This window comes from uncultured Idiomarina sp., from assembly GCF_964010655.1.
GTDB lineage: Bacteria > Pseudomonadota > Gammaproteobacteria > Enterobacterales > Alteromonadaceae > Idiomarina > Idiomarina baltica.
Genome location: NZ_CAXGLS010000005.1, coordinates 27,602 through 40,850 on the forward strand (window position 1 = coordinate 27,602; position 13,249 = coordinate 40,850).

At 47.3% G+C, this 13,249-nt stretch carries 14 protein-coding genes; 3 read left to right on the forward strand and 11 right to left on the reverse strand.

Features of this window, described 5'->3' with window-relative positions; translation table 11 throughout:
* Positions 1-44: 44 nt before the first annotated feature.
* Positions 45-1,115 carry a polysaccharide deacetylase family protein gene (locus ABNS04_RS02625; RefSeq protein WP_272978280.1) on the forward strand — a complete coding sequence of 357 codons (1,071 nt, stop codon included), beginning with the start codon at positions 45-47 and terminating at the stop codon, positions 1,113-1,115.
* On the opposite strand, the gene ABNS04_RS02630 is transcribed toward ABNS04_RS02625, so the two are convergent.
* From ABNS04_RS02630 to ABNS04_RS02650, 5 genes are read right to left on the reverse strand one after another with little or no spacing between them, the layout of a single operon-like run.
* The gene (locus ABNS04_RS02630; RefSeq protein WP_272978279.1) at positions 1,112-1,732 is read right to left on the reverse strand and encodes an SCO family protein; all 621 of its coding nucleotides are present in this window, start codon (positions 1,730-1,732) and stop codon (positions 1,112-1,114) included. The two genes, ABNS04_RS02625 and ABNS04_RS02630, sit on opposite strands and share 4 nt — an antisense overlap.
* Before the next feature lie 9 nt (positions 1,733-1,741).
* Complete coding sequence (gene cyoE, locus ABNS04_RS02635; protein WP_272978278.1) at positions 1,742-2,638, reverse strand: heme o synthase; 897 nt, start codon at positions 2,636-2,638, stop codon at positions 1,742-1,744.
* Between the two features lie 9 nt (positions 2,639-2,647).
* Entirely contained in the window at positions 2,648-3,640 is a 993-nt protein-coding gene (locus ABNS04_RS02640) for a COX15/CtaA family protein (protein ID WP_272978277.1), read from the reverse strand.
* Between the two features lie 9 nt (positions 3,641-3,649).
* Positions 3,650-4,192: a hypothetical protein gene (locus ABNS04_RS02645; protein ID WP_006953849.1), complete on the reverse strand. Its 543-nt coding sequence runs from the start codon at positions 4,190-4,192 to the stop codon at positions 3,650-3,652.
* On the reverse strand, positions 4,189-4,881 hold the full coding sequence (locus ABNS04_RS02650; RefSeq protein ID WP_006953848.1) for an SURF1 family protein: 693 nt from the start codon (positions 4,879-4,881) through the stop codon (positions 4,189-4,191). Before ABNS04_RS02650 ends, ABNS04_RS02645 begins: the two co-directional genes overlap by 4 nt.
* Before the next feature lie 31 nt (positions 4,882-4,912).
* Between ABNS04_RS02650 and ABNS04_RS02655 the strand changes: the two genes are divergently transcribed.
* Positions 4,913-5,128, forward strand: a complete 216-nt coding sequence (locus ABNS04_RS02655; protein ID WP_006953847.1) for a DUF2909 domain-containing protein — start codon at positions 4,913-4,915, stop codon at positions 5,126-5,128.
* A 3-nt stretch (positions 5,129-5,131) separates the two neighbouring features.
* Here ABNS04_RS02655 and ABNS04_RS02660 read toward each other — a convergent pair whose 3' ends face one another.
* The 6 genes from ABNS04_RS02660 to lexA all read right to left on the reverse strand — a co-directional run bounded on the left by ABNS04_RS02660 (position 5,132) and on the right by lexA (position 10,642).
* Complete coding sequence (locus tag ABNS04_RS02660) at positions 5,132-6,010, reverse strand: cytochrome c oxidase subunit 3 (RefSeq protein WP_006953846.1); 879 nt, start codon at positions 6,008-6,010, stop codon at positions 5,132-5,134.
* A 13-nt stretch (positions 6,011-6,023) separates the two neighbouring features.
* Positions 6,024-6,593, reverse strand: a complete 570-nt coding sequence (locus ABNS04_RS02665) for a cytochrome c oxidase assembly protein (RefSeq protein WP_006953845.1) — start codon at positions 6,591-6,593, stop codon at positions 6,024-6,026.
* A gap of 4 nt (positions 6,594-6,597) precedes the next feature.
* Entirely contained in the window at positions 6,598-8,184 is a 1,587-nt protein-coding gene (ctaD, locus tag ABNS04_RS02670; RefSeq protein ID WP_006953844.1) for a cytochrome c oxidase subunit I, read from the reverse strand.
* 10 nt (positions 8,185-8,194) lie between these two features.
* Positions 8,195-9,319, reverse strand: a complete 1,125-nt coding sequence (gene coxB, locus ABNS04_RS02675; RefSeq protein WP_040487493.1) for a cytochrome c oxidase subunit II — start codon at positions 9,317-9,319, stop codon at positions 8,195-8,197.
* 289 nt (positions 9,320-9,608) lie between these two features.
* On the reverse strand, positions 9,609-10,028 hold the full coding sequence (locus ABNS04_RS02680) for a hypothetical protein (protein ID WP_006953842.1): 420 nt from the start codon (positions 10,026-10,028) through the stop codon (positions 9,609-9,611).
* Positions 10,025-10,642, reverse strand: coding sequence for a transcriptional repressor LexA (lexA, locus tag ABNS04_RS02685; protein ID WP_006953841.1), 618 nt, complete (start codon positions 10,640-10,642; stop codon positions 10,025-10,027). The genes ABNS04_RS02680 and lexA overlap by 4 nt, the downstream gene beginning before the upstream one ends.
* A gap of 146 nt (positions 10,643-10,788) precedes the next feature.
* On the opposite strand from lexA, the gene plsB reads away from it, so the two are divergent.
* Complete coding sequence (gene plsB, locus ABNS04_RS02690) at positions 10,789-13,239, forward strand: glycerol-3-phosphate 1-O-acyltransferase PlsB (RefSeq protein ID WP_006953840.1); 2,451 nt, start codon at positions 10,789-10,791, stop codon at positions 13,237-13,239.
* Positions 13,240-13,249 lie beyond the last annotated feature (10 nt).

Consider the following 13,249-nt stretch of genomic DNA (forward strand, 5'->3'; position numbering starts at 1 on the left):
CTGGCATTAATGTAACATTCACCAGCAACTTTCTGGATAGTCTGATGAAATTAATCACAGGTTTATTGGCTCTTATCGCACTCTCTAGTTTTACAGTGGATGCCATGGCATCTAATGATGATTATCCGGGGGTACATATTCTTCAGTATCATCATGTCTCTGATAGCACCCCAGCGGTGACCTCGATTACACCAGAACAGTTCGAGCAACATTTAAGGTACTTGAAAGACAATAACTTTAATGTTGTTGATATCGAGCAAGCCGCAACATGGGTAGACGAGGGGGCAAGTATCCCGGCCAAGACCGTCGTTATTACTTTTGATGATGGTTACGACAATGTGTTTGAAAACGCTCATCCGATACTTACAGAGTATGATTATCCGTACGCTGTTTTCGTTAATCCTGATTTACTTGAAGCGCATCCATCGGCCTATATGAGTTGGCAGGAGTTGAAAACAATTGATGCAGAAGGCGCGACCATAGTGAACCATGGACAGACTCATGCTCACTTAATTCGTCGCAAAGACAATGAATCAGAGGCGCAATGGCAGGCTCGAATGAAACAGGATGTTGTTTCAGCGCAACAAGCGATTGATGCTCAGTTAGGTGAACAACCTAAGTACTTTGCCTATCCTTACGGCGAATATTCGCCTGCGCTTGAGAAGCTACTAAAAGACTGGGGCTTTAAAGGGTTTGCTCAGCATTCAGGTGCTTGGAGTCAATGGAGTCCGACCACAGCGATCCCACGTTTTCCAGCATCAGGACGCTACGCTAACTTAGAGACGTTGGCGGTCAAACTGAATAGTTTACCTATGCCGGTAACTCATTATACGCCGGCAGACCCGTTAGTTTCACATTCCGAAACGCGCCCGACTGTGACCGTTGAACTTAGTAAGACAGAGGGAATGAACACCAATGCATTGCGCTGTTTTGCAGGAAGTGATGTGCTTGAGCCGCATTGGGACTCTGAAATGCAATTTAGCGTGACACCTAAGAACGACATCCCTATGGGACGCTCTCGTATCAATTGCACAGCTCCGAGTACCAGTGGTGGTTATCATTGGTTCTCGGTGGCGCTCATTCGTCCCGATAGTCAGGGTAACTGGCCCGACTAGCCCGCTAATATAGCAAAATCGCGTACTAGCTGTTCCATATCGACTGTTGGAATAGCGCCCGGCTCGTGAGTCGCATTAAAGATAGCGAGCCGCCTCCCGTTAGGATTCACCAAAATAATCGCTGCACTGTGATTGACCAAATAATTTGTTTCCCCTTCTTCAGGAACTGAATACATTAACCCTAAATCTCTGACAAATGGGAACAGTTGTGGGTGCTCAGCGCGCACCCCAACGAAATGTTTACCGAAGTAACCCGTGTACTCCGTTAAGCGCTCCAGTGAATCTCGCTGAGGGTCGACGGAGATCATCCAAACTTTGACCGGGACATCAGCATGAGCTTGCAACTGCGGCAGAATTGTTTTTAGAGAAGAAAGCGTGGTCGGGCAAATATCCGGACAATAGGTGTAGCCCGTAAAAAGTAACGTCCACTGACCCTTTAACGCTTCGTTATCAAGGGTTCCACCAGTAGCCGTGGACTCAATCTTAAAAGGAGCGAGTGCCCTGGGTGGATCATATACCAAGGCTTCCGGCTTTTCTTGCGGCATTGTGATAAAAGCCAAAGCCCCGGCAGCGGCTGCCAATATTCCACCGATAATTATAAGCCAACGCGATTGCATGGTATGTCCTTACAAATAATGATCAACTAAGAGAATGACGAACATTAACATCAGATGCCAAATGGAGAAGGTGAACATGCTATATGCCGTATTTTTCTCCGGTGCATATTTAAGCTTCCATGCATACCCCAAGAAGATCATGTTTAAAGCGGTTGAGCCAATCAAATAAAGCACGCCTGACATACCAACGAGATAAGGCAGAAGACATACCACCGATAGCAAAATAGTGTATAGAAAGATGCAAGTCTTGGTAAATTCGACGCCATGGGTAACCGGTAGCATTGGAACTTTAGCTCGCGCATAGTCCTTTTCTCGATGCACGGCGAGTGCCCAGAAATGGGGCGGTGTCCAGGTAAACACGATCATGACTAAAAGAATCGCAAAACCGTGGATTTCATTGGTCATGGCTGTCCAGCCTAACAGCGGTGGCGCTGCACCTGCCAAACCACCAATTACAATATTTTGTGGCGTGGCGCGCTTTAAAAACATGGTGTAGACCACTGCATAGCCCACCATACTGGCAAAGGTTAACCAAGCGGTTAGTGGGTTTACCCACGCGTACAACATGACAAAACCTACGAGCCCCAGGAGCGTAGCAAAGGTCAATACACGCGTTGGTGAGAGACTTCCTTGTGGTAACGGACGACGTAAGGTTCGCGCCATTTTGGCATCAATATGGCGGTCGACTAAGTGATTAATCGCCGCTGCGGCGGCAGACATTAGACCAATACCCGCGAGGGCCGGAATCAGAGTCCAAACGGGCAACGCGTTCTGCGTCGACAAACACATGCCGACCACCGCCGTCAGAAGTAGCATGGCGACGACCCGTGGCTTTGTGAGCTCTAGATATTCGCGCCATTTGATGATGGGGTGTTCGAGCTTTTTATGGCTTGTTATGGTTTGCATAAACACCTCTTACGCTTTGCGTGAAAGATTATAATTGAGTGCAACGAGTGACAGCAGTAGTAGCGCACCCACAGCGTTGTGTGCGACAGCGACCGGTAAAGGAAGGCTGTAAATTACATTGCTAAGGCCAAGGCTGATCTGGACTATGAGTAATAAGGCTACCCAAGCTAATGAACGTCTAAAAAAGCCAGACTGAGCTTTGCGCCGACATTTAAATAATAGCCAAGCTAACACCAGTGTAGTAAAGATCGCACCAAAACGATGCATGATGTGCATTGTCATTCTATCGTCGTAATCATGGGCGCCAAATTGATAACTCGTTGCTTCAGGTACACTGAACGCGCCCGCAAAATCGAGCTGAGAAGACCAATTACCCTCACACACGGGTAGCTCGGTACAGGCGACTGCCGCATAGTTTGCGGCAACCCAGCCACCAAGCGCTATTTGTCCGATAACGACTAACAACGCAAATAGTGCCAGTCCACGATATTTGCGTAGCTCCGGGTCGCCTCCTCCCAATCGGTAGGGTTCTAAACGCAGTGATAGCAGGAATAACAGCGACAGTACGCTAAAACCACCGAGTAAGTGTCCCATGACAATGAGTGGCTGCAGGTTCATTGTGACAGTGAGCATGCCAAGCGTTGCCTGGAATATGACTAATAGCAAAATAAACAAAGGTAACTTCTTAGGCGTTGACTTTGAGTCGAACGTAGAACGTCTTTTTAATACTGAGCCGACAGCGATGACTAGAATTAAAAGACCTAACGTGCCAGCAAAGTAGCGATGAATCATTTCATTCCATGCTTTATGGTGTTCAAGCGGCGCATCAGGGAAACGCATTTGTGCTTCAGCAACATGATGCTCTTGAGTAGGAACACTCATAAACCCATAGCAGCCAGGCCAGTCAGGACACCCCAAACCCGCCTCGGTAAGTCGGGTATAAGCACCGAGAACAATTACACAAAATGCTAAAAGCAAACTGATTTTAACGAGTGTACGCATGAGTCAATCCTACCCAATCCGAGAAAGCTTTAACATTTTGCGAAGGTCAGCCAAGATGTTCTTGCCTTCTAAAACCATCGTTTCATGATCGGCATAAGTGGGGTAGTGCAGCATGACGTGGCCTTGTGGATCGATGATAAATACATGATCTGACGGAATGACCTTAACGGCGTTTATGATCTCGGGTGACTGTATGGCTACAATATCCTGCCAATGAGGCAACTCGCGTTGTTTGGACACCGTGTGTGGTGATAGCACGACGGGGGTCACGCGGTCGCTATCTTTTCCCAAAGCCACATCGAGTTGACCCAGCACATATAATGTATTCTTACATTGCTGACTGCACTCGTCCGGCATTCGATAAGCGACGCGCCAACCTTCCGGTAACACTTCGAGTTGCGATAACGTGAGCGGTTGCTCAAGCAACACGCCTTTATTGGTAGCGGGCTGATACCAGTGTGTTTTAAGGGTCAGCCATGCGCCTATGACGGGCAGAGCGAATACTGCAATAACAATGAGCAACGTGCGTTGTGAGCGTGTGAGGGAGCTCATGGTGTCTCCTCTTGTTTTGATTTATTTAATTTGTATAGCACTACAAGGTATACCACTAAGCAGGCAATAGCGAGTGAAAACCATTGTACCGCGTAAGCCTGATGTTTTTCCGGTGCCATGACTTGAGGCTCCCACTGTTGCCGAAAACCTTTCAGTTGTGGCGAAACCAACAATAGCTCATAAGGTTTTAGCGCTATCCCCGTGTGCTCACTAATGGTTTGCGGGATAAACTCTTGGACGCGTTTTGGCCATTTCGTGTGTTGCTCCTCAAATACTTGAGAAATAAATTGATTCGCCTGAGGGATGCGAACTAAACCTTCTATTGTTAATTCCTGTTGCGGTAACTCGACGGTTGGAATTTCTGAGCGGGACCGTGGCGCCGCTATCCAACCTAAGTTAACAGGTAACAGCTCGCTTAATTGAGTGCTTTTGAGTAAAGCAATGACGTGATAACCAGGTTGCCCTTCAACCATTTGATTATCGAGCAAAAAGTAGCGTTTAGTATCGATTTGGCCTGTAACGCTAATTAACTCGAAGCGGTTTAGGGAGTTGCGATCCGATAGTCTGTCTGTCAGTGGGCGAGCCTGCTGATTTTGTGCCTGCGCAAAATCGGTGAACAGCTGTTGTTTCTGTTGAGCGCGATCGAGTTGCCAGAATCCCAACTTGACCAAAATGGCAATAGCAATCACAGTAACTATTGACGCTACTAAGGGGATTTTTATGTTACTTCTTTTCAAACTCATTATTGTCGCGCTTCTTCTTTATATGATTTTTAATTTATTTCGCGCTCTGTTCGTGATGTTGAGCAATGACCCAGAAAAACCGCCGATGTCGCGTTATTTAGGACGTCGGGTGGGTATCGCCGCGATCGTTTTACTGCTCATGGTGATCGCGGCGTATGCAGGCTTTTTACCGTTTCATCCAAGGCCCTATTAAGCCTTAAAGCACATACACAATCACAAATAGGCAAATCCACACCACGTCAACGAAGTGCCAGTACCAACTGGTTGCCTGAAAGGCGAAATGCTTTTGTGGCGTGAAGTGTCCTTTAAGCACGCGTAAAAACATAATGATCAACATCAGTGTGCCTAGCGTGACATGCATGCCATGGAAGCCTGTTAGCAGATAAAAGGTGTTTCCGTACACGCCAGATTGTAAGGTGAGTCCCAACTCCTCGTAAGCATGCACATACTCAGTGCCTTGCAAATAGAGAAATATCATGCCGAGCACTATTGTTAGGCCAAGCATTGCAGTGAGTTGGGTCCGTTTGTTTTTCTCCAGGCCCACGTGGGCAAAATGGCAGGTTATCGAACTGGTGATCAAGATGACGGTATTAATCAATGGTAATCCGTACCAGCCCATCGCTTGTGTTTTGGTTCCACCCGGTGTTTCAACGAGAGGCCATTGAGCAACGAACTGAGGCCATAAAACTTCACCTGTCATGACGTTATTGCTGGCGCCATCTAACCAAGGCACCGCAATCATTCGCGCGTAGAAAAGCGCGCCAAAAAAGGCACCAAAAAACATCACCTCAGAGAAGATGAACCAACTCATACCTTGCTTATAAGAGGTGTCGAGTTGATCGCTATGAAGTCCGCTCATTGTTTCATTGATCTGATCGCGGAACCAACCGAACAGCATCACCGCAATGACACCAAATCCGGCGAAAAGAACGTGCGACCCCCAACCTTGCGTATCGCTGGTTGCTTCAATAACGGTATGGGCGGCGCCCCATGCAATTAATCCTAAGCCAAGCGCTCCCACGATGGGCCAAATGCTTGACGGTGGTACATAATAACTTTGTTGTTGTTCTGCCATAACGACGTATTCCTTATTCTGTTGACTCAAGCAAAGCCAGAGCTTCTGGCGTCGCGTTGGCTGTCATATCATACAGCGTGTATGACAGGGTGAAGGTGGTGATATGGGCTGGAATGTCAGGGTCAATATAAAACTGCATTGGCATTTTGGCATCGTTGCCGGCGGCCAGCGGTTGCTGATTGAAACAAAAACATTCGACTTTATTAAGATAAAGTGATGCCTCTGCTGGCGCGATAGAAGGAATCGCTTGAGCGACCATATCATCAGGCGTTGGGTTCGCGGCAAGAAAGTTTACGACACGTACTTCGCCAGGATGAACGCGCACCTCTTTAATTTCCGGTTCGAACTTCCACGGAATGCCTTGTGCTGTTCGCGTAATAAATTGCACTCTAACGGTACGACTTTTATCGACCTCATGTTGACTGACCGCAGCAGGTTCGTTGTTGGTACGTCCGTTAAACCCGGTGACCTCGCAAAATACGTTATACAACGGTACCAGCGCAAAACCAAAGGCAAACATGCCTGCTACGGTGAGTAGCAGGCGTTTGACGATTTTACTATTGTTAGCACGTTTATCAGACATAAGATCACTCCACTTTGGGTGGTGTCTCAAACGTGTGATAGGGAGCTGGTGACGGAACGGTCCACTCGAGGCCTTCCGCGCCATCCCATGGCTTGGCTGTTGCTTTTTCGCCACCACGCGCACATTTGATCACCAACCATAAAAAGAGGAGTTGTGATAAACCAAAGGCGAAGCCGCCGATACTGGTGATTTGGTTGATATCTGCGAACTGCACCGCGTAGTCGGGGATACGACGAGGCATACCGGCTAATCCCGCGAAATGCATTGGGAAAAACAACACATTAACCGAGATGAGAGAGCACCAGAAGTGCAGCCTTGCCAATGTTGTATCGTACATGTGTCCGGTCCACTTCGGCAGCCAATAATAGCTTGCTGCCATGACAGAGAAGATTGCTCCGGTTACCAACACGTAATGAAAGTGAGCGACGACAAAGTAAGTATCATGATACTGGAAGTCGACAGGGGTCATCGCAAGCATGACACCGGAGAAGCCGCCAATCGTGAACAAAATCACGAATGCGAGTGCGAATAGCATGGGAACCTCAAACGAAATCGCGCCTCGCCACATCGTGGCAACCCAGTTAAAGACTTTAACGCCTGTCGGTACAGCAATTAGCATCGTGCAGTACATGAAAAAGAGCTCGGCGAAAACGGGCATACCTGTAGTAAACATATGATGTGCCCAGACCAGAAACGATAAAATGGCAATCGAGGCGGTTGCATACACCATCGAGGAATAACCAAATAATTTTTTCCTTGAGAAAGTCGGTATGATCGCTGAAATAATGCCGAAAGACGGCAATATCATAATGTAGACCTCGGGGTGACCGAAGAACCAGAAAATATGCTGGAACATGACCGGATCACCGCCGCCGGCGGCATTAAAAAAGCTGGTGCCAAAGTACTTATCGGTGAGGACCATCGTCACAGCGCCTGCAAGTACAGGCATGACGGCAATCAATAAAAAGGCAGTAATTAACCACGTCCAGACAAATAAAGGCATCTTCATGTAAGTCATGCCCGGCGCGCGCATATTGATTATGGTTACGATAACGTTGATCGCGCCCATAATGGATGAAATACCCATGATGTGTACGGCGAATACGAACAGCGCTGTGGAGTCATTACTGTACGTTGTTGAGAGCGGCGCGTAGAACGTCCAGCCAAAGTCGGGACCGCCGCCTTCCATGAATAATGATGACAAAAGAATCACGAAAGCGAATGGAAGAATCCAAAAGCTCCAGTTATTCATGCGCGGCAATGCCATATCAGGTGCGCCAATCATCATCGGCACCATCCAGTTCGCAAGTCCCGTAAAGGCCGGCATTACGGCGCCAAAAATCATAACGAGTCCGTGCACGGTGGTCATCTGGTTAAAAAACTGAGGCTCCACCAGTTGTAAACCCGGTTGAAAAAGTTCGGCACGAATGACCATCGCCATTGCACCGCCAACAAAAAACATAATTAAACTAAACCACAAATACATCGAACCAATATCTTTGTGGTTTGTGGTAAACAACCAACGAGTAATGCCAGACGGCTTATGATCGTGGTGTGCTTCGTGATTGTGATCGTCCACTACTGTGCTCATCACCGTCTCCTTATTTATTCATTGCTGCGTTAATGTCGGCGGCTTGTACCATCTCGCCCGTATCATTACCCCAGGCATTACGCTCGTAAGTAATAACAGAAGCCAGCTCTTGCATTGTTAATTGCTGGGCAAAAGCTTGCATCGCTGATCCTTGGACACCGTGCAAAACAATATCAATGTGCTTATCGATATTTTCTGGCTTAGACGCAATCGGACTGCCTGCAAGCGCAGGGAAGGTGCCTGAAATGCCTTGACCGTTAGGCTGATGGCATGCAGCACACGTACTGTTATAAATTTTTTCACCCATCGCCATTAACTCGTCCATCGACATTTCCATATCAAGCAACTCTTGCTGGCGCTTTTGCTCGGCAATTTGCTTTGCTTCTGTCTCGTCGATCCATTTAGCGTAGTCTTCAGGGGTCTTTGCAATTACAACGATGGGCATAAAGCCGTGGTCTTTGCCGCACAACTCGGCACACTGACCGCGATAAATACCGGGTTCATCAATTCGAGTCCAGGCTTCGTTAATAAAGCCGGGGTTGGCATCCTTTTTAACGGCAAAATCTGGTACCCACCAACTGTGGATAACATCGTCAGAAGTGACGAGAAAACGAACCTTTTGACCCGTCGGCAAAACAAGTGGGTTATCGACCTCTCTAAGGTAGTTTTCACTCTTATCAAACTTATTATCTATTTGTTGTTGTTGAGTCGCTAAGCGACTAAAAAATTCTACTTCGCGATCAAAATATTTGTAGTGCCATTTCCATTGGGATCCGGTGACCTGAATAGTTACGTCAGCATCTGATGTATCTTCCATTGCTATTAAGGTCGATGTTGCAGGTATCGCCATACCCACCAAAATAAGGAACGGAATCAGCGTCCAAAGAATTTCAACCTTTACATTCTCATGGAACTTCGCGGGCTCACGACCGCGGGATTTGCGGTGTCTAATCATTGAATAGAACATCAGTCCAAAAACGACAACACCGATCACACAGCAGATATAAAATATCGTCATGTGCAAGTCGTAAACGTCCCGACTGACTTCTGTTACACCTTTCGTGAGGTTGAGGCTGCGCTCTTGGGAAAGCGCAGATGCACTATACAACAGGGGTAGTGCCCATAACGGCTTCATTTTCACGTGACTTCTCCTCTCATTCTTCTCTGCTTGAGCAAAATGCTAGCTTGGAAGAACAAAGAGGTAAGCAGAAAAAGGAACAGCTTCTCCCCAGAAATCACTTTCTCTACCAACTCTTTGTTGTAGTTTATAAGTTATACTAATTTATATAGTTGGGTAGTATCATTTATTAACTAAAATCTACACAAAGATCTAGATCAAAAACGTTAAATGGTTAAAAAGTGTCCATAAATGTTAAAAAAAAGGCTGCCGAAGCAGCCAGAAATGTATTAACCCTGTTGGGGGATTAGTGCAGGTGGGGGGTTAATACATCCTCTTCAAACATGAAGCTCTGGGTTTGGCTCACTCGAGATGATAGACGAATACGCTGCGCAGCGCGCTTGTCGAAGCCACTAACCCAAGCGACCACAACGTCACTGGTTCCTGATAATACGGCTTGTTCGAGTGCCCATGCGCGATCGTCCGTCTTGCCTGGGCGTAGCCAACGAATACGTTGGCGAGGAATACCTGCGTTAACAAGTTGTTGTACAAAACTGGCCTGTCCGCCGATAACTGTAATCCAGCGCTGTCCGATGCTGTGTACTGCCGCTTCAAGTGCCGCTGATAAACTAGGCGGAACAACATTAGGCGTAATCACTTCGGGCTGTTGATTGTTGTATGTCCATAGTCCAGGGTGATTGCTGCTGTTTGATTGTAGTCTTTTCATAAAGATGCTCCGTTACGAATGATGCCAACGGCAAGTCCTTCGATAGCAAATACTTGCTGGGCAAGGTCGACAACAATCGTAGAGAACTCTTCGTTCTCGGGATGCAATAGTACTTGACGACCTTTTTGTTCAAACCGTTTAACCGTGACTTCGTCTTCAACGCGGGCGACTACAATCTGCCCATTGCGCGCTTGTTCAGTTTTATGGACAGCGAGCAAATCACCGTCCAAAATTCCAATATTTCTCATGCTCATCCCGTTAACACGAAGCAAAAATTGTGCACTGGGATAAAACATTGATTCATCGAGTTGATAATGGCGTTCGATATGCTCTTGGGCCAATATGGGCTCACCAGCTGCCACTTGACCAATGAGCGGCAAGCCAAGCTCTTCTTCTATATCTTCAGCCACTAAGCGAATGCCGCGAGACATGCCCGGCATGATTTCAATCACGCCCTTTTTGGCTAACGCTTTTAAATGCTCTTCAGCAGCGTTGGCTGAGCGAAAGCCCAACCGACTCGCGATTTCGGCGCGCGTAGGCGGCATACCGGTTGCTTGTAAGTTATCTTTAATTAACTCAAGAATTTCGGCTTGTCTGGGAGTCAGTGGACGCATATCAATTACCTGTTTATCTGTACAGTATACTGTGAGTATATACAGGTATTGGTGAGATGCAAGTCATTTTATTCGACGACTTTTTCGAACGGAATTGTTATGATTATTGTCTTACTGTTTTAAACGCAAGGGTAGCAAGGAATATCATGACCGCGGTGAGTTGGAGTTACGCGCTCTTTAAACATCCTATCCGTTGGATGACACGAGCAATGACCATAATTGATAAACCTGAGGCCGATCAGGCGGATATCACGGCAGCACCTGTAGTGTACGTGATGCGCTCAAATGCCAAGTCTGACTTCGCTATTTTGCAGCGTTCCGCGCGTGAAAATCAGCTACCCGATCCGCAACAGCCCCTTTACATCAACGGAAAGTCGTTTGATCGAGTGCTACTGTTACCGGAGCGCGATGACGCCGCTTCAGCACGAGCACTTTCGCAATTTCAAGCGCTACTAGAAGCGCATCAAGCCGATCCTGAACTGGATGTACAATTACTCCCAGTGGGGATATTTTGGGGTCGCAAGCCCGGACAAGAGGCTCACGCGGGAAATGCCATGACCGGTGACTTAGATAACCCGGGGCATTTGCGTAAGTTCTGGTTGATCATGTTGTCCGGGCGTCAAGTTCTATGCCGCATGTCGCGTCCTGTAAGCTTAGGCCAGATGAGTCGTCAAAGTGGCGCCGATTATCGTATAGCGCATAAACTAGCGCGTGTGGCTCGGGTCCACTTTGTACGCATGCGTTATGCGGTTGCGGGTCCTAAATTGAGCGATCGCAATGAGCTTTTGAACCAGCTTCTAAAAACACCGGCGCTTAAAAAGGCGATAAAAGATGAGCAGCGCTCTAATAAAGTGGATGAGGCGCAAGCCTTAAAAAAGGCTAAAGGCTATTTAAACGAAATTGCCGCCAACTACAGCGAAACCTTGGTACGTGTATTAGATCGCTTTATGACATGGATGTGGAGTCGAATCTATAACGGTATCGATGTGCGAGGCGCCGATGAAGTGCGTAAGCTTGCCCAGCAAGGGCATGAAATCATTTATGTACCTTGCCACCGAAGTCATATGGATTACTTGCTGTTAAGTTACGTTATCTATAAGCAAGGTCTTGTACCTCCGCATATCGCCGCAGGGGTTAATTTAAACTTTTTCCCTGTGGGTTCGATTTTCCGCCGTGGCGGCGCATTCTTTATTCGTCGTTCGTTTCGCGGCAACAAGCTCTATTCATCTGTATTTCGTGAGTATCTATGCTGGTTGTTCCAGAAAGGCTACCCGGTCGAATACTTTACCGAGGGTGGACGCTCACGTACGGGGCGTTTATTGCCGCCTAAGACGGGTATGTTTGCCATGACCGTGCAAGGTATGTTGAGAGGTCAGCAAAGACCGATTTCGATTGTACCCGTGTACTTAGGTTATGAGCACGTAATGGAGGTAGCAACTTACCTCAAAGAGCTCAAAGGTAAAAATAAAGAGAAAGAATCGTTGTTCCAAGTTTTGAAGTCCGTCACTAAGCTGAAAAACTTTGGTCAGGGATTTGTTACTTTCGGCTCGCCCATCGATTTAAAAGCCTATATGGATGACCATGTTGATGACTGGCAGCGTTCTGTCACACGAGGCGCAGAAGAGCCCGAAAGACCCAGTTGGTTAACACCGACGGTCAATGGCTTAGCCGAGCAAGTCATGCGCGGTATCAATGATTGTGCGGCTGCCAATAGCGTTAATCTCACGGCATTGGCGCTATTAAGTTCGGAGCATAATGCGCTAACGCGAGAAGAACTGATTGCCCAAATCAATGTTTACCTGAATTTACTACGCGAGGTGCCATATACGCATCACGTCAACGTACCTGAGCAGTCAGCAGAAGAGCTGTTGTCGTTGGCGCTACGCACCGATAAGTTTGACGTAGAAGATGACTCAATGGGGCAGGTCATCTCCTTGCACGCAGCGAATGCTATTGCAATGACGTATTACCGAAATAATGTACTTCACTTAATGATATTACCCGGTGTGATTGCATCTTTGATTCATGCCAAGCAAAAAGTGAACGTCACAACTATTATCGAGCGTTGTAGCGCGGTATACCCCATGTTGCAGGCTGAGTTATTTTTGTCACACAGCGACAAGGATTTAGATACTTGGGTGCGTGCTATCGTAGAAGAATTAGAACGCCAACAGCTTATTAGCCTTGATGGTGAGATGGTGCGCGCAGCAAACCGCGAAACGGCGGCGTGGTTACAACTTAAATTATTGGCGGGCAGCGCAAGCGAGACGTTACAGCGTTATGCAATCGTTTTAGAGTTGTTGCAGCAAGCGCAGCCGATTAAGCGTGCCGAACTTGAGCGTCAGTCGATAACGCTCGCTGAACGACTCAGCTCGATTCATGGCATTGATGCGCCAGAGTTCTATGATAAGAAAGTCATGACAAGTTTTATCGCAAGCCTTAAGGCCCAATCTCTCTTGCAAGTCAACGATGATGGCGATCAAGTGGCTGCGCCTGAAATAGGTCCATTAAGTGACGACATAGATGAGTTGCTCGATCCGACAATCTTGCAGACGATTCGTCAATCGGTGCAACAGTTGATGGTCAGCGCAGACTAAATGCGTTGAC

Coding starts and splice junctions, on each gene's coding strand:
- ABNS04_RS02625 (WP_272978280.1), top strand. CDS start 45: ATGAAATTAATCACAGGTTTATTGGCTCTTATCGCACTCTCTAGTTTT.
- ABNS04_RS02630 (WP_272978279.1), bottom strand. CDS start 1,732: ATGCAATCGCGTTGGCTTATAATTATCGGTGGAATATTGGCAGCCGCT.
- cyoE (WP_272978278.1), bottom strand. CDS start 2,638: ATGCAAACCATAACAAGCCATAAAAAGCTCGAACACCCCATCATCAAA.
- ABNS04_RS02640 (WP_272978277.1), bottom strand. CDS start 3,640: ATGCGTACACTCGTTAAAATCAGTTTGCTTTTAGCATTTTGTGTAATT.
- ABNS04_RS02645 (WP_006953849.1), bottom strand. CDS start 4,192: ATGAGCTCCCTCACACGCTCACAACGCACGTTGCTCATTGTTATTGCA.
- ABNS04_RS02655 (WP_006953847.1), top strand. CDS start 4,913: ATGTTACTTCTTTTCAAACTCATTATTGTCGCGCTTCTTCTTTATATG.
- ABNS04_RS02660 (WP_006953846.1), bottom strand. CDS start 6,010: ATGGCAGAACAACAACAAAGTTATTATGTACCACCGTCAAGCATTTGG.
- ABNS04_RS02665 (WP_006953845.1), bottom strand. CDS start 6,593: ATGTCTGATAAACGTGCTAACAATAGTAAAATCGTCAAACGCCTGCTA.
- ctaD (WP_006953844.1), bottom strand. CDS start 8,184: ATGAGCACAGTAGTGGACGATCACAATCACGAAGCACACCACGATCAT.
- coxB (WP_040487493.1), bottom strand. CDS start 9,319: ATGAAGCCGTTATGGGCACTACCCCTGTTGTATAGTGCATCTGCGCTT.
- ABNS04_RS02680 (WP_006953842.1), bottom strand. CDS start 10,028: ATGAAAAGACTACAATCAAACAGCAGCAATCACCCTGGACTATGGACA.
- lexA (WP_006953841.1), bottom strand. CDS start 10,642: ATGCGTCCACTGACTCCCAGACAAGCCGAAATTCTTGAGTTAATTAAA.
- plsB (WP_006953840.1), top strand. CDS start 10,789: ATGACCGCGGTGAGTTGGAGTTACGCGCTCTTTAAACATCCTATCCGT.